Annotated in this window: 17 protein-coding genes; 5 read left to right on the top strand and 12 right to left on the bottom strand. The window is 68.3% G+C overall.

The window, feature by feature from the left end:
* Positions 1-88: 88 nt before the first annotated feature.
* Positions 89-523, top strand: coding sequence for a VOC family protein (locus AC1REM_RS04585; protein WP_492513545.1), 435 nt, complete (start codon positions 89-91; stop codon positions 521-523).
* A gap of 41 nt (positions 524-564) precedes the next feature.
* Here AC1REM_RS04585 and AC1REM_RS04580 read toward each other — a convergent pair whose 3' ends face one another.
* The 7 genes from AC1REM_RS04580 to AC1REM_RS04550 form a co-directional block, all read right to left on the bottom strand.
* Positions 565-1923, bottom strand: coding sequence for a mannitol dehydrogenase family protein (locus AC1REM_RS04580; RefSeq protein ID WP_492513544.1), 1359 nt, complete (start codon positions 1921-1923; stop codon positions 565-567).
* A 56-nt stretch (positions 1924-1979) separates the two neighbouring features.
* The gene (locus AC1REM_RS04575) at positions 1980-2828 is read right to left on the bottom strand and encodes a carbohydrate ABC transporter permease (protein ID WP_492514469.1); all 849 of its coding nucleotides are present in this window, start codon (positions 2826-2828) and stop codon (positions 1980-1982) included.
* Between the two features lie 76 nt (positions 2829-2904).
* A complete protein-coding gene (locus tag AC1REM_RS04570; RefSeq protein ID WP_492513543.1) occupies positions 2905-3828 on the bottom strand; it encodes a carbohydrate ABC transporter permease in 924 nt (307 codons plus the stop codon).
* An 11-nt stretch (positions 3829-3839) separates the two neighbouring features.
* On the bottom strand, positions 3840-5132 hold the full coding sequence (locus AC1REM_RS04565; protein WP_492513542.1) for an ABC transporter substrate-binding protein: 1293 nt from the start codon (positions 5130-5132) through the stop codon (positions 3840-3842).
* Between the two features lie 64 nt (positions 5133-5196).
* Complete coding sequence (locus AC1REM_RS04560; protein ID WP_492513541.1) at positions 5197-6192, bottom strand: Gfo/Idh/MocA family protein; 996 nt, start codon at positions 6190-6192, stop codon at positions 5197-5199.
* Positions 6189-7190, bottom strand: coding sequence for a Gfo/Idh/MocA family protein (locus tag AC1REM_RS04555; RefSeq protein WP_492513540.1), 1002 nt, complete (start codon positions 7188-7190; stop codon positions 6189-6191). Before AC1REM_RS04555 ends, AC1REM_RS04560 begins: the two co-directional genes overlap by 4 nt.
* 32 nt (positions 7191-7222) lie before the next feature.
* Positions 7223-8227, bottom strand: a complete 1005-nt coding sequence (locus AC1REM_RS04550; protein WP_492513539.1) for a LacI family DNA-binding transcriptional regulator — start codon at positions 8225-8227, stop codon at positions 7223-7225.
* A 71-nt stretch (positions 8228-8298) separates the two neighbouring features.
* On the opposite strand from AC1REM_RS04550, the gene AC1REM_RS04545 reads away from it, so the two are divergent.
* From AC1REM_RS04545 to AC1REM_RS04530, 4 genes are all read left to right on the top strand, one after another.
* Complete coding sequence (locus tag AC1REM_RS04545) at positions 8299-9093, top strand: 6-phosphogluconolactonase (protein ID WP_492513538.1); 795 nt, start codon at positions 8299-8301, stop codon at positions 9091-9093.
* Positions 9090-10229 (top strand): N-acetylglucosamine-6-phosphate deacetylase, encoded by a 1140-nt coding sequence (locus tag AC1REM_RS04540; RefSeq protein ID WP_492513537.1) that lies wholly within the window; start codon positions 9090-9092, stop codon positions 10227-10229. Before AC1REM_RS04545 ends, AC1REM_RS04540 begins: the two co-directional genes overlap by 4 nt.
* Positions 10230-10330: 101 nt before the next feature.
* Positions 10331-11569 (top strand): D-mannonate dehydratase ManD, encoded by a 1239-nt coding sequence (gene manD / locus AC1REM_RS04535; RefSeq protein ID WP_492513536.1) that lies wholly within the window; start codon positions 10331-10333, stop codon positions 11567-11569.
* Positions 11566-12099 carry a gluconokinase gene (locus AC1REM_RS04530; protein ID WP_492513535.1) on the top strand — a complete coding sequence of 178 codons (534 nt, stop codon included), beginning with the start codon at positions 11566-11568 and terminating at the stop codon, positions 12097-12099. The genes manD and AC1REM_RS04530 overlap by 4 nt, the downstream gene beginning before the upstream one ends.
* A gap of 53 nt (positions 12100-12152) precedes the next feature.
* Here the strand turns inward: AC1REM_RS04530 and AC1REM_RS04525 are convergent, their stop codons facing one another.
* The 5 genes from AC1REM_RS04525 to AC1REM_RS04505 are packed head-to-tail and all read right to left on the bottom strand — an operon-like array spanning position 12153 to position 17737.
* A complete protein-coding gene (locus tag AC1REM_RS04525) occupies positions 12153-13343 on the bottom strand; it encodes an ROK family transcriptional regulator (protein WP_492513534.1) in 1191 nt (396 codons plus the stop codon).
* 44 nt (positions 13344-13387) lie between these two features.
* Positions 13388-14101, bottom strand: coding sequence for a hypothetical protein (locus AC1REM_RS04520; protein ID WP_492513533.1), 714 nt, complete (start codon positions 14099-14101; stop codon positions 13388-13390).
* Complete coding sequence (locus tag AC1REM_RS04515) at positions 14101-15654, bottom strand: DUF3604 domain-containing protein (RefSeq protein WP_492513532.1); 1554 nt, start codon at positions 15652-15654, stop codon at positions 14101-14103. The genes AC1REM_RS04520 and AC1REM_RS04515 overlap by 1 nt, the downstream gene beginning before the upstream one ends.
* Positions 15642-16682, bottom strand: coding sequence for a Gfo/Idh/MocA family protein (locus AC1REM_RS04510; RefSeq protein WP_492513531.1), 1041 nt, complete (start codon positions 16680-16682; stop codon positions 15642-15644). The genes AC1REM_RS04515 and AC1REM_RS04510 overlap by 13 nt, the downstream gene beginning before the upstream one ends.
* Positions 16679-17737: a Gfo/Idh/MocA family protein gene (locus AC1REM_RS04505; RefSeq protein ID WP_492513530.1), complete on the bottom strand. Its 1059-nt coding sequence runs from the start codon at positions 17735-17737 to the stop codon at positions 16679-16681. Before AC1REM_RS04505 ends, AC1REM_RS04510 begins: the two co-directional genes overlap by 4 nt.
* Positions 17738-17751 lie beyond the last annotated feature (14 nt).

Here is a 17751-nt window from a genome sequence, read left to right as displayed (position 1 = left end):
TCCCTGAGGGGGTGCCCGCCTTCTTCGTGAAATCAACCCGGGTTGATTTCCCTGGCGCCGCCCGCGCTCCGGGCGTAGCATCCGAACCATGCCCATCACCCTGGAGAACGTCGGCATCGCCGTGCGAGACCTCGACGCGACGATCGCCTTCTTCACGGATCTCGGGCTCACGGTGCTCGGGCGTGATGAGGTCAGCGGCGAGTGGGCCTCGACCGCGGTGGGGCTCGACGGCAATCACGCGAAGATCGCGGTCCTCCAGACGCCCGACGGACATGGTCAGATCGAGCTCTTCGAGTACATCCATCCTGACGCGGTCGAGAGGGAGCCGACGCTCCCGAACGAGATCGGCATGCATCGCATCGCGTTCTCCGTCGATGACCTCGATGCGTCTCTGGAGATCGCCGCGCGGCACGGATGCTTCCCGCTGCGCGGCGTGGCGAATTACCAGGACATCTACAAGCTCACCTATCTGCGCGGTCCCAGCGGGATTCTGGTGATGCTCGCCGAGAAGCTCAGCGGCTGACGCCTCTGCTGGACAGACTCGCGCACCGCGCCTCTCCGGGTTCAGCCCGTGACCGCGCCTTCGACGGTCTGCGCGCGGACCTGCGCCAGGCTGTGCGGGTCGTCCGCCAGCTCCGGCGAGATCAGGCTCAGCAGCGCTTTGACCGGATCCTCGGATGCTGCGCCGCGGGCGATTTCGTCGGCGGCGACGTCATCGATCGCGTGCCCCCTCGCATGCTCGTCCCGCACGAAGCGGATCCACGTCGCAATCACACGGAAGCCGGCATCGCCCATGCCACCTGCAGCCCGCGCACGCCGCACCGGGTCGGCGATCCGAACGCGCAGCTTGACGCTGCCATCGGCGGCGATCTGGCGCAGCTGATGGACGATCGCCGGATTCTCGAAACGGGTCACCAAGGCTGCCCGGTAGGCCTCCACAGAGAGCTCAGCGTCGAATGTACGGAGGATCGACTCGTCGAGGTCCCAGAGATCATGCACCATCGATGCGCAGATCGGGTCCGCCATCGCGGCGGCAACGGTGCCATGCCCGCGGAGTATCCCCGCGTAGGCGAGCAGTGAGTGCGCCCCGTTCAGCATCCAGAGCTTGCGGCTCTCGAAGGGTGCGAGCTCCTCGACGAACTCCGCTCCCGCGGTCTCCCATGACGGGCGCGCCGCTCGAAACTCCCCGCTGAGGATCCAGCTCGAGAACGGCTCGGTGACGACCGGGGAACGATCCACGTACCGGCAGTTCTCCTCGACGATGGCGAGGTCACTGGTGGTCGTGCGCGGGGTGATCCGATCGATGGATGTCTCGATCCAGTCGACTCCCCCATCGAGCCATGCGGGCACAGAACCGTGCACGGCCATCGCAACACCTTCGACGGCGGCGCGGGCCGCCGCGCCGTTCCCTGGCAGGTTGTCACAGGAGACGACGGCGATCGCCACGTCGTCGCGTAGGGCGAAACGCCCGTCCAGCGCCCAGAACAGACGCCCGGGCATCGTGCGGAGCACAGCGTCATCGAGCGCACCGGTCGCGCGTGCAGTCTGCAGCGCGGCAACGTCCGCGCGGACATCGGCATCGCCCAGGTCCAGCGTGCCATCCGCCCCCAGTCGGTAGCCCTTCTCGGTCACGGTGAGCGTCACGATCGTCACCGCGGGGTCGCTCACCAGCCGGCGCAGCGCCGTCGTCTCCGACGCATCCCGCGTCTCGACGATGGAGCCGATCACTTCGAACCGATCGGCCTCCGGGCCGCGCTCCACGAGGGTATACACGCCGCCCTGCTCTGCGAGTACGCGCGCCGCCTCGGGGCTGCGACCGGTGAACGCAGCGATCCCCCACTCGGAGGCATCCGCCGCGCGAGCCGTGTACCAGGCCTGATGCGCACGGTGGAAGGCCCCAAGGCCCAGGTGAACAAGGCGCACAGGCGGACGGGGAAGGTCCCCCCGACGAAGCCGAGGGGACCCGAGAAGCACTTCGCTCACTTCATTCCCGTCGTCGCGATACCCCGCACCAGGTACTTCTGGCCGAAGAGGAACGCCAGGAAGACCGGGATGATCGAGACGATCGACATCGCGAACAGCGGACCCCACGAGCTCTGTCCCTGCGAATCGAGGAACGCGCGCAGTGCGGGCTGCACTGTGTACGACTCAGGCGAGGTGAGGTAGATCACCTGGCTGAAGAAGTCGTTCCACGTCCAGATGAAGGTGAAGATCGCCGTCGTCGCGAGCGCCGGGGTCATGAGCGGCAGCAGGATCTGCGTGAAGGTGCGGAAGTGACCGCAGCCGTCGATGCGCGCCGCCTCGTCGAGCTCGCGCGGCAGCCCGCGGATGAACTGCACCATGAGGAAGATGAAGAAGGCATCCGTCGCGAACAGCTTCGGGATGATCAGCGGCAGCACCGTGTTCACCCAGCCGACCGAATTGAACATGATGTACTGCGGCACGATGATCACCTGCAGCGGCAGCATGATCGTCAGCAGCATGAGCCCGAACATCCACTTGCTGCCACGGAACGTCAGCCGGGCGAACGCGTAGGCGGCGAGCGAACAGGAGATGAGGTTACCGACGATCGCACCGAGCACGACGACGGCCGAGTTCAGCAGGTAGCGACCGAAGGGATGCGAGAGCGCGTCCCAGCCGAGCGTGTAGTTCTCGAGCGTGAAGCCCTCCAGCGAGAGTCCCGGCGAGCCGAAGATGTCCTCCGTCGGGCGGAACGAGCTCACGAGCATCCAGAGCAGTGGATACAGCATGAGCAGTCCCAGCAGCGAGAGACCGACGTGCTTGAGCACAGACCGGATGCGCGCTCCCGCGGTACGTGTGATCCGCATCGGCCGCGGATCCGTCGACCCCGTGACGATCAGCTGCGTTGCCGAGCCTTCGCCGGCAGCGCCTGTTTTCGCGGTCTCAGTCTTCATAGAACACCCACCATTTCGAGATCCAGAAGTTCAGGGCCGTCACCGCGGCGACGATGAGCAGCAGCAGCCAGGCCATCGCCGAGGCATAGCCCATCTGGAAGCCCGGGAAGCCCTTCTGGTAGAGGTACAGCGTGAAGAACAGCGTGGCGTCCGAGGGGCCGCCTGTTCCGTTCGAGACCACGAAGGCCTGTGTGAAGGTCTGGAACGCTCCGATGATCTGCAGCACCAGGTTGAAGAAGATGATGGGCGACAGCAGCGGAAGCGTGATGGCGCCGAATCGACGCAGGGGCCCTGCACCGTCGACCTGTGCGGCCTCGTAGTACATGCGCGGAATGTTGCGCAGCCCCGCCAGGAAGATCACGAGCGGGGAACCGAACGTCCAGATGTGCAGCAGGATAAGCGTGCCGAGCGCCGTGTCGGGGCTGGCGATCCAGCTGGCGCCCTCCACCCCGAACATCGCAAGCACCTGGTTGACGAGTCCGTCGGCACCGAACATCTGCCGCCACAGCACCGCGATCGCGACCGACGCCCCGAGCATCGATGGCAGGTAGAAGGCAGAGCGGTAGAACGACATGCCGCGCATGCCGCGGTCGAGCAGCATCGCGAGCGTGAGAGCGACGATCAGCTGCAACGGCACGGCGATCGCGACATACGTGAAGGTCACGCCGATCGAGTGGTGCAGGCGCTCGTCCTGCAGCATCATCTCGTAGTTCTTCGTGCCGATCCAGGTGGGCGGCTGCAGCAGGTTGTACTGCGTGAAGGAGAGGAAGAACGACGCGATCACGGGCCCGATCGTGAAGGCGAGCATGCCGATGATCCACGGCGCGAGGAACCCGTAGGCGGCGAGGGAGTCCCGCCACCCCCTCCCGCGCTTGGCGCGGGAGGGGGTGCGAGTGAGGGTGGTGTCTGTCACGAGAGGATCCGTCAGCCGGCGGCCGTCAACAGGTCGCTGAGCTCCGTGTGCACGCGCTCGGATGCGGCCTTGGGCGTCTGCGTGCCGAACAGCACGTCCGAGATGCCGCGCTGGATCACCTGGTCGTACGTCCCGCCACCGACGGCGGGGACCGACGGCGCCTTGCCGAGAGCGTCGGCGTTGTCGACCGTGAAGGCGATGAGTCGCTGCTCGGGGTCGCTGACCTTGTCTGCGATGTATTCGCGGATGCTCGTGTTCAGGGGCAGGCCGCGCTCGGCGAGCAGCTCGTCGGCTGCCGCTTCATCGTTGAGCAGGAAGTCGATGAGCTTCGCGGACTCGACAGGGTGCTTGGTGCCGGCCGAGATCGCGTAGTACATCGCCCCGCGAAGGTAGATGCCCGATTCCTTGCTGTCGGTCGGCATGCGCAGCAGATCCAGCTCTGACCCGAGCGATCCCTCGATCGTGGTCAGCAGGTTCGACCAGGCGAAGCCCATCGCGCTCTTGCCGGTGGCGATGCCCCACTGATCGGGCGAGAGCACCATCTGCTCAGTGATGACCGAGGCCGCCGGGGCCGCGCCCGATGTCGAGAGCTCGGAGGCGAGCTCGAAGAATCCGGTCAGACCGTCCTTGTCGAATCCGACATTGCCGTCTGCGGTGAAGAGCGAGTCGCCGTGCTGCAGCAGCCAGGCGTTGGTCACCGGGTCTCCGATGATCGAGTCCGTGCCGACAGCGCCGACGCCGGCCGTGGTGAGGTCCGCCGCGACCTGCACGTAGTCCTCCCACGACCAGGTGCTGTCATCCGGCATCTCGATGCCCGCGGCTTCGAAGAGCGCCGGGTTGGCGAGCACCGCCGGGAAGTTGGCTCCCGCCTGCAGCGCGTAGAGCTTTCCGTCCACCTCGCCGCTCGCGACACCGCCCTCATCGAGACCCGAGAAGTCGATCTCCGCGCGATCATCGAGCGGCAGGAGCACTCCGCGACCGGCGTACTCCGCAAGGTAGGCGTCGCTCATCTGCATGACGTCGGGGGCGTTACCGCCGGCGGTCTGCGTCGCCAGGCGATCCCAGTAGCCACCCCAGTCACCGAATTCGGCCTCCACCGTGATGCCGGGGTTGGCCTCCTCGAAGGCATCGATCGCCGCCTGCGTGGCTGTGTGGCGTGCATCCGAACCCCACCAGGCGAAGCGCAGCGTCACATCGCCGCCTTCTTCCGTGGCGGGCGTTGAACTGCCCGCGCAGCCTGCGAGTGCCAGGCTCACTGCGGTGACGCCTGCGAGAGCGATGCTGAGTCGTGCTGTGCGCTTCATGCTTCTACCTCCGTTGGTAGCGGTGGTGGGGAATCCACCACCGGGTGGGTATGGTGTCGGGATTTCAGATGAGAGAGACGGCACGGCCGGTCTCGGCCGATTCGTAGATGCCGAGGACGGATGCCAGTGCTCGGCGGCCGTCCTCGATGCCGATCGCCGGCGCGCGGTTCTCGGCGATGGCTGAGAGAAGGTCGACGTACTGTGCCCGGTGCGCCCAGTCGATCGTCGACCAGCCGTCGGGCGCCGCGTCATCGACGACGACCTCGTCGTCCGCGAAGCGCATCGTGAGGCGCCCGTCGGCGATCGTGGCTGATCCTTCGGTGCCGAACACCGACAGCCGAACACCGCTTTCGGGGAAAGCAGCGGTCGAGGCGAAGGCAGTGCCGACGGCCCCGGAGCGGAACGCGATCGCCGCACCGACGACGTCTTCGACCTCGATACGCTCATGCGCCACGCAGGCGGATGCCGCGCTGACGCTCGCCGGGTCGCCGAGGAACCAGAGCAGCAGGTCGAGGGCGTGGACGCCCTGATTCATCAGTGCGCCACCGCCGTCGTATTCGCGTGTGCCGCGCCAATCGCCCGAGTCGTAGTACGACTGGGCCCGGAAGAACGGCGATTCGACGGTGCCGCCGGTCAGCTTCCCGAGGCGTCCGGCGTCGATGGCCTCGCGCAGCGCCTGCGAAGTCGGGAGGAAGCGGCGCTGACTGACCACTCCGACGACACGATCATGCACACGGGCCGCGTCGGCCAGACGGGCTGCGGCCTCGAGCGTGATGTCGATGGGCTTCTCGACGAGAACGTGAGAGCCGCGTTCGAGCGCGGCGATCGCGAGATCCGCGTGACCGGCGCTGATCGTGCAGATGCTCACGAGGTCAGGGATCTCATCGCCCAGCTCGTCGAGCGACGCGGCGACCCGAGCACCCCGCGGTTCCGCGAGGGCGGCGGCGCGATCGAGGTTCGCATCGATGACGACACTGACCCGCGCGCCCTCGATCGAGTCGATGAGGCGCGCGTGCACGCCGCCGATGAATCCGGCTCCGATGATGGCGATGTCGATCATGCGGAGTGCTCCCAAGTGAGTTCGATCCCACCGGAGCGGGCGCTCTGCTCGGCGAGCAGCGCAATGCGGGTGGCCAGAATCGCGTCACTCGTGGCCTCGGCCGCACGCTCCCCACCGGCCAGCAGGGCGTCGAGGGCGTCTTCTGCGGGACGACGGCCGGCGTCGAGGGTCACATCGTGGCGAGCCTGGGTCGCGGTGGTGAGTTCGCAGCGGCCGCGGCCCCAATAGAGCTCCGCGGTGCCCTCGGTGCCCACGACGCGCATGCGGTAGTCACCGTGGATCTCGGATCCTGCGGGGGTGAGCCAATCGACTTCGGCACTGAGCACAGGGCTTCCGCTCTCGCCCCCGAACGAGACCGTCGCCCCGCCCTGCAGGTGGAAGCCGGTGTCGATCTGCGGGCCGAGCCAGCCGCGGACGGTTCCGCGGGTGGCCCCCGTCACCTGCAGCGCGATGTCAACATCGTGCACGAGCAGGTCGGCGAGGATGCCGCCGTAGCGGGCGGGATCGAGGAACCAGGGAGCGCGCACGTCGCGCAGGAGCTTATGCGGCGCCCATGACGAGAAGGCGACGGGCTGACCAATATCTCCTGAACGAAGCGCCGCCTGCAGCGCGAGTGTCTCGGGGTAGGTGCGCTTCTCCAGCATGAGCGCGACCTGGCGCCCGGTGCGGCGGCAGGCCGCGACGATCTGGTCGAGCTCGTCGAGGGCAATGCACAGCGGCTTGTCGCAGAGCACATCGGCGCCGGAATCGAGGGCGGCGACCACGGTGGCGGCGCGCTCGCTGTACACGCCGGCGCAGACGACGATCTCCGGGCCGAGCGCGAGCAGTGCGTCGAGCGATTCGGCCACGGGTGCGCCGAAGGGCTCGGCGATGCGCGCCGCCGCGTCACGGTCTGCGTCGAAGACGCCGAGCAGGGAGAGGTCTTGTCGCGCCCGCAGCTCTGCGGTGGCGTAGTCGACGTGGGAGTGGGCCACGCCGGCGATCACGATGCCTGTCATGTCGGCATTGTGTCATGCAACCGGTTGCAGTGTCAACGTGCGTGTTGACGCACCGCCGAGACACTCGCCCGATGCACCAGATGACCCGCGATCGCGGTGCGCTGTTCCGGGTGCTCGCCGTCGATGAGCGCGAGCAGCGTGTCGAGCGCAGCCGCACCACTCGCCGCCGACCCGCCGGAGATCGTCGTGAGCGCCGGGAACGTCGTCGCCGCGAGCACATCGTCGCACCCGATGACGCTGAAGTCCGCCGGCACCTCGCGACCGAGCGTCGCGAAACCGGCGAGCACCCCATGGGCGATGACATCGTCGAAGGCGATCGCCGCCGTCGCCCCCGTCGCGATCATGGAGCCGACGCATTCACGGCCTGCCTCATAGCTGGGGCGCCCGAGCTCGAGCACCGAGAGCGCGAGCCCCGCATGCGCGGCGGCCTGCACGACGGCGGCCCGGCGCTGCTGATCCGCCCACGACTCCGGCGGACCCGCGAGGTACGCGATGGCCCGGTGTCCGAGGGCGGTGAGCAGTTCGACTGCCTCGCGCACACCGGTCGCCGCATCGACCAGAACCCGATGCACGCCCGGAATGTCGCGATTGATCAGCACCGTGGGCACCCGCTCAGCGAGCTCGCGGATCTGCGCATCGGGAAGGCGCGGGGAGGCGAGCACGAAGCCGTCCACCTGCTTCTCGAGCCGGTCGATCAGGACTCGCTCACGCGAGGCGCTCTCGTCGGTGTCGCCGAGGAACACGGCGAGCTCCGCCCGCTCGGCCCCCGACTCGACGGCCCGGACGAGCGGAGGGAAGAAGGGGTTGGCGATGTCGGGAACGATGACCGCGATGTTCGCCGTTCGCCCTGTCGAGAGCGCGCGGGCACGGGGATCGGCCGTGTAGCCGAGCTCTGCGGCGATCCGCCGAATGCGATCGACGTTTTCCGGCCTGATCAGCTCGGGGCGACTGAAAGCGCGGGAGGCGGTCGACTTTGACACACCCGCGGCCGCGGCGACATCGGCCAGGGTCGCCCTGCCGTTGCGTTTCGAGGTCATGCGTCAACGATAGTGGGGATTCGACAGATCCGGACTTGCGCTTGCAACCGGTTGCACTATTGTTGTGTCGCATGAGCACGCCTACGTTCGCCCTGCATGTCCATCCCGATCGCGTCGAGATGGGCCTGAGCGCTGCCCGATCCGCCGCCGCGACGCTGCGTGCGGCCATCGCCGACCGAGGTGCGGCCCGCATGATCGCCGCCGCAGCGCCGAGCCAGCTCGATGTGTATCGCGCTCTTGCGCAGGAGCCGGGGATCGACTGGTCCAAGGTCACCGTGCTGCACATGGACGAGTACGTCGGCCTCGACGCCGCCGCGCCCCAGCGATTCGGGAACTGGCTGCGCGCGCACCTTCTCGACGCGCTCTCCTCCCCGCCGGTGTTCCACGCGATGCGCACCGAGCTCGGCGCGGAGCAGTCAGCGGCTGAATACGTCGCACTGCTGGAGGAGGCACCGATTGATCTGGTGTGCCTCGGCATCGGCGTCAACGGGCACATCGCCTTCAACGATCCGCCCGAGGCGCGCTTCGACGAAGCATCCCCGGTGCGCATCGTCGCTCTCGACGAGGCCAGCCGCGTGCAGCAGGTGGATGACGAGTGCTTCGATACCCTCGGAGACGTGCCGACCCACGCACTCACGCTGACGATCCCGGCGCTTCTCGCAGGCGCCCATCTGGTGTGCGCCGTTCCCGACGCCCGTAAAGCCGACGCCGTGCGTGCACTCATCGAGGAACCCGTGACCGAGGCGTGGCCGTGCACGGTCCTGCGTCGTCACACCCGCTGCGAGGTGCACGTCGACGGCGATGCGGCGTCGCTCATCCCTCTGACCGGACCGGCGCGTCAGCGCGTCGTCGTACACGGCTCATGACTGTCCTGCACGGTCGCGACGTCTTCAGCGGCGAGGCTGTGGAGATCGTCGTCGAACGGGATGAGATCGTCGAGATCCGCCCGCTTGCCGCATCCGCCGCAAGCCTTCCGTGGATCGGCCCCGGCCTGATCGATCTGCAGGTCAATGGGCACGCGGAAGGCGATGCGAACGCGGCGCAGCCGGATGCGTCGCAGATCGCCGCGATGTCCCGCAGCCTGAGCGCTCGGGGCGTCACCCGCTTCCTTCCGACGATCATCACCGCCTCCGAATCCGACATCCTCGCCCGGATCCGCGCCGTCGTCGACGCCTGCGCCGATCCTGCGGTCGCCCGCTCTGTCGCCGGCATTCACATCGAAGGGCCCAGCCTCTCCGAGCAGGACGGACCCCGCGGTGTGCATCCTCTCGCGCATATCCGTCCTCCCCGCATCGACGAGCTGCAGCGCTGGCTCGATGCCGCATCAGGTTTGCTCCGCGTCGTCACCCTGTCTCCGCACCACGACGGTGCGGTCGAGGCGACCCGCTTTCTGGTCGCCAACGGCGTGCAGGTCTCGATCGGCCACACACATGCCGACGAGGAGCAGATCCGCGCGGTCGTCGACGCCGGTGCCACACTGTCGACGCACCTCGGCAACGGTGCGCATGGCGTGCTGCCCCGACACCCCAACTACATCTGGTCGCAGCTCGCTGAGCCCCGCCTCCGCGCCGGGGTCATCGCCGACGGTCATCACCTGCCCGACTCCACCCTCGCGACGATGCTGGCGGCCAAGCGCGACCACGGGATCTTCCTCGTGAGCGATGCCGTCGCCACGCCTGCCACTCTGCGCCACGGCGGCGAGTCGACCGTGGGCGGCGGCGTCGAACTCGCCTCCGACGGAGCACTGCGACACGTGGCCACCGGTTACCTCGCCGGATCCGTTCAGACGCTCGACGTGGGCGTCGCGACTGTCGCCCGCATCACCGGCTCCCTCGCCACGGCGTACCACCTCGCTACGCATGCACCTGCAGTGGCCCTCGGGCTGCCCGCGCTTTGGCGGCCGGGCGCACGCGCGGATGTCGTGCAGTTCGAATGGGCCCCGGGCGATACCGAGATCCAGCCCGTGCGGGTGCTCATCGCCGGCGAACCCGCGACCGTCTGACGCCGCTTCTCCCCCCCTCGCGCCACGCGCACCGCTGCGCCGTGGCATCCCTTCCCGTCGATCCAGAACGCTGGCGACCCACCACCCTCCTGAGGAGACCCATGACCATCGACAGAGCCGACGTCATCGTCACGAGCCCCGACCGCAACTTCGTCACGTTGAAGATCACCACCGCCGATGGCATCACCGGCCTCGGCGACGCAACCCTCAACGGTCGCGAGCTCGCGGTCGTCGCGTACCTCAGCGAACACGTCGTTCCGCTGCTGATCGGCGCCGACGAGGACCGCATCGAAGACACCTGGCAGTTCCTGTACCGCAGCGCCTACTGGCGGCGCGGTCCGGTGACGATGGCGGCGATCGCCGCGGTCGACATGGCGCTGTGGGACATCAAGGGCAAGAAGGCCGGGATGCCCGTGTATCAGCTGCTCGGCGGCGCATCGCGAAGCGGGCTGCTCGCCTACGGCCACGCCTCCGGCAAGGAACTGCCCGAGCTGTTCGACTCGGTGCGCTCCCACCTGGAGCAGGGGTATCGCGCCATCCGCATCCAGACGGGCGTCCCCGGGCTGAAGGCGATCTACGGCATCGCATCTCAGGCCGCCGACACCGGCGGAGGCGAGGCACGCTACGACCACGAGCCCGCCCGCCGCGGCGCCAAGCCCGTCGAGGAGGACTGGGACACCCGCGCGTACCTGCACCACCTCCCCGGTGTCTTCGAAGCCGTGCGCAATGAGTTCGGCCCGGACATCCCGCTACTGCACGACGGTCACCACCGCATGACGCCGATCCAGGCGGCGAAGCTCGGCAAGTCGCTCGAGCCGTATGACCTGTTCTGGCTCGAGGACTGCACGCCCGCCGAGAACCAGGAAGCCCTTCGCCTCGTGCGCCAGCACACGACGACGCCACTCGCGATCGGCGAGATCTTCAACACGGTCTGGGACTTCAAGGACATCATCCGCGACCAGCTCATCGACTATGTGCGCGGCGCCGTCACGCACATGGGCGGCATCAGCGCGCTGAAGAAGACTCTCGACTACGCGGCGATGTACCAGATCAAGTCCGGCATGCACGGGCCCACCGACATCTCCCCCGTCGGCATGGCCGCCGCGATGCACCTGGGTCTCGCGATCCACAACTTCGGCATCCAGGAGTACATGCAGCACGGAGCCAAGACCGATCAGGTGTTCGAGCAGTCCTTTACCTGGCGGAACGGCCTGCTGCACCCGGGTGACAAGCCGGGACTCGGCGTCGAGCTCAACGTGGACGAGGCGGGCAAGTACCCGTACGAGCAGGCCTACCTGCCGTACAACCGACTCGCCGACGGCACGGTGCACGACTGGTGATCCCCACGTCGGCCGAAGTCGGCACCTCCCTCGTGGTGATGGGGGTCTCCGGAGTGGGAAAGTCGACCGTGGCGGAGCTGTTCGCGCAGCGCACGGGTCTCCGCTTCGTTGACGCCGACGACCTGCACGGGAAGGCCAACATCGCCAAGATGAGCGCGGGCATTCCGCTCACCGACGAGGACCGTTGGCCGTGGCTTGCCCGGGTGGGCGCCGAGCTGGCGCAGCATCCTCCTGCTGTCGTCGCCTGCTCCGCCCTCAAGCGCGCATACCGCGATGCGCTGCGTGCGCAAGCTCCGCAGACTCCGTTCGTGCTGCTCTCGGCGGACGCCACGCAGATCGAAGCCCAGGTATCGGCGCGCCAGGGGCACTTCATGCCGCCCGCGCTGCTGCAGTCGCAGCTCGCCGCGCTCGAGCCGCTCGGCGACGATGAGCAGGGCATCACGATCGAGGTGGATGCGGCTCCCGAGGTGCTCGTCGAGCGGATGCTGCGCCGCTACGGCATCCGTCTCGCGCATCCACACGCGAGCTAGGCCGAACGAGAGAAGGTGGGATCCGCATCGGATCCCACCTTCTCTCGTCGGCGTCAGTCGGCGAGCGCGGCGCTCTGCGCGGACGCGTCGATCGCGACCTCTGCGGCACCGATGAGCTCAGCATCGGCGAGTTCGGCGCGCACGATCTGCGGCTCGAACGGAATGCGGCCCTGCAGTCGGCGCTCGATCGCGGGGATGAGCAGGTCGGCCGCAGCTCGGCCGAAACCGCCGCTCAGGACGATGAGCTCCGGGTTCAGAAGAGCACTGGCGTTGCCGATCACGAGCGCGAGGTTGTCGATGATCTCATCGAAGACGGCGACCGCCGGTGCGTCACCGGCGCGCACCTGGGCGAGGAATGCCTCGGAGTCGGATGCTTCGTCGCCGAGCCTGCGCAGGATGCCCGCCGTGCCGACGCGCGACTCGAGGTCGCCGAAGCCAGGCCAGGGGCTGCCGAGCGAGGCGCGGTCGAGCATCGTGTACCCGGCCTCACCTGCAGCACCCGCGGCACCGCGGTAGAGCCGGCCATCCAGAATCAGCGCGGCGCCGACGCCGGTGCCGACCGAGATCGTGAGCACATCGGCGCGATCACGCGCGACGCCGTGCCGCAGCTCGGCGAGCGCGACGAGATTGACGTCGTTCTCGACGCTGACCGGGATGCCGAGACGCTCTTCGAGAAGGGCGACGAGCGGGAAGTCGAACCACTGCAGTGCGGGGGCGAAGTCAACGCGACCGCTCTGCGTGCGCACGACGCCCGGCACTCCGATGCAGGCGGTGTGCACGTTGGACTTCAGTCGGCGGGCCTCATCCAGCATCTCGGACGCGAGCTCCGCGACCGCTTCGAAGACGTCGCGTGCGGCCTCGCGCGACTGCATCGGGACGCTCAGCGCGCGCTCTCGACGGGCGAGGGATCGGGCTTCAAGATCCATGACGGCCGCCGTCGCGCGACGACCGCCGAGGTCGATCGCGAGCACCGAACGCGCCGCGGCATTGAACTCCAGGAGGCGTGCCGGGCGCCCGCCCGTCGCGGATTCCTGTCCGGTCTCGGTGACGCTGCCGTCTTCGACGAGGCGTTCGACGAGGCGATTGACCGTGGCGACGCTGAGACCCGTGCGGCGGGCGAGGTCTGCACGGGAGAGCGCACCACCGGCGCGCAGCGCATCGAGCAGCACGGTGCTGTTGACCTGCGAGGCGGTACGGTTCGAGGCCGTGCGCGGCACAGGGCGGCGATCGCTCGAAACGGTCATATCCCTCATCATGGCGTCTTTTCTTCTCTGTGCGCTGAACTTGTTCACAACGACGCGATCCCGCCGACCAGGGCGAAGACGCCACCTATCACCGCGAGGATGCGGGTCAGCAGAAGCGCAAGCCGACCGTTGATCCGAGAGCGCGCCCACGAGCCCGCGATCGTTCCTGCGGCGACGGCCGCAGCGGATGCGGCGAACGGCAGCAGATCCAGCGACGCGGGCCAGCCGTGGGCGAAGACCACGAACGGCGTCGTCGCGAGCAGCAGCACCTGCAGATTCGGCACGAAGGCCTCACCCCACTGGCGCACGGTGCCGTGGGCCGCGCCGGCCGGACCCCCGAGTCCCGCCATCGAAGCGGAGGCGGCGACCAGAGCACCCCCGAGGATCCTCGATCCGAACACCGTTGCGAGCGCTCCCCGTAGCGGCATGGCCGCGAGCACGGTCGCCGCGATCACGAGCGCACCCGCCGCGATGCCCGTCGCCGAGGCGCTCATCAGCTGCACGAGGAAGATCATCGGCAGCATCCAGAGCACCGTCGCGAGCACGACTGGAAGCACTTCCCTCCACTGCAGCTGCCGACGCGTCGCGATGAGCGCCGCCGCGCTCGAGATCGCGCCGAGCACCGCCACCGAGGACACCGCCTCCGCACCGATCAGCACGACGGCGATCGGCGTCGCGATGAGCGCGAAGCCGATCCCCGTGATGCGCTGTGCCATGCCCGCGATGAGGAACGTCGCGAGCAGCAGCACCCACTCCATCAGCCCTGCGCGGGCTCGCGGCGCGCCCAGATGGGCGAGCTCCAGGCGTACTGCTCGTTGTGCTGACGCACGCGCACGTAGTACCAGTCCTCTTCAGCGTCGGTCCCCTCGTCCTCGACGGACCAGGCGAGCTCGATCGCACCTGCGGGCTCCGCCCGCTCGAAGACGAAGCTGCCGCTGACGAAGCCACCGGTGAAGCCCACGCGAGGGCCTTCCCGCAGCTCGCCGATCGTGTAGCTCGCCTCGATGTCGCCGTTTATGCGCGCCTTCACACGGGTGCTGTCGTCGCCGGTCAGGTGCAGCGCGAGCCGCTGGGTGGCATCCGTCATGACCGTCGGGTTTCCACGCGTGCGCGTGCGCAGGCGCACCGAGCGCTCGCCCGTGCGCTCCCAGTCCGAGAAGGAGTAGTGCTCGGGCTCTTCCGCACTGGGCGCGACGATGTCGTAGCCGTGCAGACGCGGCTCGACCGCATCGATCTGACCGCCCTCAACCTCGAGCTCGACATCCCAGGGCGTGTCGACGCCGATCTCGCCCCAGCCCATGCCGAACGACACGACACCGCGGAACTCGTCAGCGCTGCCCGGTGCGGTCGGACGCGTGCGGGCGACGACGGTCCCGTTGCGGACGAGTTCGACGTAGTCGAGGGCGGATCCACCGCACACCGCGATCTCGAAACGGCGCGTTCCTGCGGCATCCACCACGGAGCCCATCGGCTGGCCATCGAGCGAGACGGCGAGCATGATGCGGTCACCGGTGACGCAGTACGTCTGGCGGTTCTGGATCGCCGACCAGATGCCCTCGCGGGTCAGCTCGGGCGCCCACACCATCGCACGACCGTAGCCGTAGCTGCCCGGGTGGGCGCTGTGGTGGTCGGTGGATCCGATGAAGCCGAAGCGGTGCCCGGCGCCGAGACCGGCGAGCGCCATGCTCGCCTTGTCGCGCGGGCCCATCGTGTGCAGGTATTGACGAGGCGCGTGGTCGTCTTCGCCGTTGCCATGCATCGACAGCAGCTCGATGACGGGCGAGAGCTCTTCTGTATAGGTGTCCCAGTTGATGCCGCGGTAGCCCTTGAGATAGCCGATGTGGTGCGGCAGCACCATGGTCGGCAAGCCGCCCGCGGCGAGTGACCGGAGATTCGTGCGCAGTTCGTCGAAGCTGCCCGACTGGGCCGGAGCCAACGGGCCACGACCCGAGCGGTAGTACACGCAGTGGTCGCCGTACGTCATGCTGTGCCACTCGAAGGAGAGGAAGGAGACGAAGCGGCCGTCTTCGTGCGCGGCCTCCGTGACGTCCTGCACGTGCTCCCAGCTGTCGCGCAGACGGGCGAAGCCCTGCCGGTGGTAGTCGGCGACGTGCGTCGGCTCTTCCGGCATGTCGTGCCAGTTCGCGTGCCCGGTCACCGTCGCGAAATCGAGCTGCAACTGTGCGTTGCGGTAGGCGTCTTCGATGCTGCCGTGACCGTAGCTGATGCCGCAGTGGTTGTGCAGGTCGCCGGCGTACCCGGTGAGCCCCGAGTATCCGTCGAGGTCTGTGGTCGGTCTCAAGAGAGCCATGTCGTCCTTCCGGTTCGTGCAGATTCGTAAGCGGCGTCGACGAGACGCAGAGCAGCAGCGGCGTCATCAAGGCCGGCGGCAGGAGTTCGGCCTTCGATCAGCGCGCCGAGCAGGTCAGTGATGCCCAGGCCGTGGAAGCCACCCGCACTGAAGGTCGGGGTGATGCCCAGATCCTGCCACGTGCGCTCGGCGGTGCGGGATGCGGCGACGCGATCGATCCGGCGCACCAGCGCATCCCCGCTGACAGAGCGCGACGCCATGTCGACCCCGCCGACGTCGACGCTCGCATCACGGCCGTGCACTTCGATGCTGCCGTCAGCGCCCGCCATCGACCACGACGTCGTGATGGAAACCAACGGACCGTCCTCGTATCCAACGGTGATGAGCGCGGTGTCTTCCACAGGCAGGCCAAGCTGCGAGGAGGTCTGCGCGGTGACCCACGACGGCTCCCCCAGCAGCCAGCGGCAGAAGTCGAGAGTGTGGATGCCCTCGTCGAGCAGTGCGCCCGCCCCTGCGCGGGCCGGGTCGACGAACCAGGACGAGCGGAATCCCTCATCCCAGCCCTGCGAGTGTCCGTGCCGCAGGCGGAGGGAGACGATCGGTCCGAGGTCGCCGCCGCGGACGAGGTCACGCAGCGCGATGCTCGCCTGATCGAGGCGCTTCGGCAGATTCTGCGCGAATGTGACGCGATTCTCCGCGACGGCCGCGGCGATGCGGTCAAGCGCCTCCTGGTCCACGGTCGGCGGCTTCTCCAGAAGGATGTGGCAGCCCGCAGATGCAGCGGCGACAGCATCCGATTCATGATCCGTCGTGACGGATGCGATCGCAACGACATCTGCGGCGGCGAGGAGCTCGTCGCGGAAGGTGAACGCAGGCACACCGGCCGCCACGGCGAACTCTTTCGCCAACTGGGCGTCACGATCCCAGACACCGATGAGGCGCGCCTGCGGGTGCGCGGCGACTGCCTGCGTCCAGTCGCGGGCGTGATAGTGGCTGAGGCCGACGAAGGCGACGTTCAGGATGCTCATCGAGCACTCTCCTCGGGTGCGGGAAGGTCAAGATCGGGAACGGTGAAGAGGGCACCGGACGCAGCGGCGACGGCGATCGTCTCCGCGACACGCAGCCCGCGGGCAGCCGCTGCGGCAGTGCCGTCATCCTGTCGGGTGCGCACATCGCGCACCCATGCGGCATGGTGTCGGTGACCGAGCACGGGCTCGGGGTCGAGGGCGACGAAGCGCGACGCCCCACCGCGCTCATGCACGGTGACGGGGCGGGAGGGTGCGTCGATCACGGCCGTCGCGTTCGTTCCGTGCACTTCCAGTTGGAAGCGCTCCGTGCCACCTGCTTCCGCCCAGCACTGCTCGTGCGAGACGAGAACACCCGAGGCGAGCCGATAGATCGCGTGCGCATGATCGGGTACGGCGGAGATCACGGTCGTGCCGTCACGCAGGGGGCGCACGGGCATGCGGATCGCGGTCAGCGCCTGCACGGTGCGGATCGGCCCGATCAGGTGCTCGACGAGATCGATGCCGTGCACGCCGAGCTGCGAGACGACACCCGCCGTCGGGCTGCTTGCCTCGAAGAACCAGGCACCCCAATCCGGCCCGGGGGTGGCGTTGCGCATCCGTACGCTCATGATCTCGCCCAACTCGCCGCGCGCCAGGATGTCAGCCAGCGCGACGGTCGCATCGAGATGGCGGTGCATGAAGCTCGCTGACAGCAGCCCCGCAGGCGCATCGGCGACGAGAGCTTCCGCCGCGGCAGCGCTCGTCGCGATCGGCTTCTGCACCATGACGGGGATCCCCGCGGACATGAGACCGCGAGCGATCTCCACATGGGTGTCATCGGGCGTCGCGACGATCGCGGCGTCGACGTGACCGACCAGCTCTCTCCAGTCCGCGACGACGTGTGGAATTCCGTGGCGGTCTGCGACGGCCTGGGCTCGCTGCACATCGCGGGCGACGAGCATCGCGACATCCGCGTCGGCGACGGAACCCAGGGCGTCCAGGTGGTACGCGCTGATCAGCCCGGCACCGACCATGCCCACACGGAGCGGGGTGGATGAGGTGCCGGGCTGAGTCATCGCTGTTCCTTCTG

This window comes from Microbacterium sp. GW823-FHT02G05, from assembly GCF_058797175.1.
This window is presented reverse-complemented; position numbering and strand designations above follow the sequence as displayed.

Excerpts from the sequence above, each read along its gene's own strand:
- AC1REM_RS04585 (WP_492513545.1), top strand. The coding sequence starts at position 89 with ATGCCCATCACCCTGGAGAACGTCGGCATCGCCGTGCGAGACCTCGAC.
- AC1REM_RS04575 (WP_492514469.1), bottom strand. The coding sequence starts at position 2,828 with ATGCGGATCACACGTACCGCGGGAGCGCGCATCCGGTCTGTGCTCAAG.
- AC1REM_RS04565 (WP_492513542.1), bottom strand. The coding sequence starts at position 5,132 with ATGAAGCGCACAGCACGACTCAGCATCGCTCTCGCAGGCGTCACCGCA.
- AC1REM_RS04560 (WP_492513541.1), bottom strand. The coding sequence starts at position 6,192 with ATGATCGACATCGCCATCATCGGAGCCGGATTCATCGGCGGCGTGCAC.
- AC1REM_RS04555 (WP_492513540.1), bottom strand. The coding sequence starts at position 7,190 with ATGACAGGCATCGTGATCGCCGGCGTGGCCCACTCCCACGTCGACTAC.
- AC1REM_RS04550 (WP_492513539.1), bottom strand. The coding sequence starts at position 8,227 with ATGACCTCGAAACGCAACGGCAGGGCGACCCTGGCCGATGTCGCCGCG.
- AC1REM_RS04545 (WP_492513538.1), top strand. The coding sequence starts at position 8,299 with ATGAGCACGCCTACGTTCGCCCTGCATGTCCATCCCGATCGCGTCGAG.
- AC1REM_RS04540 (WP_492513537.1), top strand. The coding sequence starts at position 9,090 with ATGACTGTCCTGCACGGTCGCGACGTCTTCAGCGGCGAGGCTGTGGAG.
- manD (WP_492513536.1), top strand. The coding sequence starts at position 10,331 with ATGACCATCGACAGAGCCGACGTCATCGTCACGAGCCCCGACCGCAAC.
- AC1REM_RS04525 (WP_492513534.1), bottom strand. The coding sequence starts at position 13,343 with ATGACCGTTTCGAGCGATCGCCGCCCTGTGCCGCGCACGGCCTCGAAC.
- AC1REM_RS04520 (WP_492513533.1), bottom strand. The coding sequence starts at position 14,101 with ATGGAGTGGGTGCTGCTGCTCGCGACGTTCCTCATCGCGGGCATGGCA.
- AC1REM_RS04515 (WP_492513532.1), bottom strand. The coding sequence starts at position 15,654 with ATGGCTCTCTTGAGACCGACCACAGACCTCGACGGATACTCGGGGCTC.
- AC1REM_RS04510 (WP_492513531.1), bottom strand. The coding sequence starts at position 16,682 with ATGAGCATCCTGAACGTCGCCTTCGTCGGCCTCAGCCACTATCACGCC.
- AC1REM_RS04505 (WP_492513530.1), bottom strand. The coding sequence starts at position 17,737 with ATGACTCAGCCCGGCACCTCATCCACCCCGCTCCGTGTGGGCATGGTC.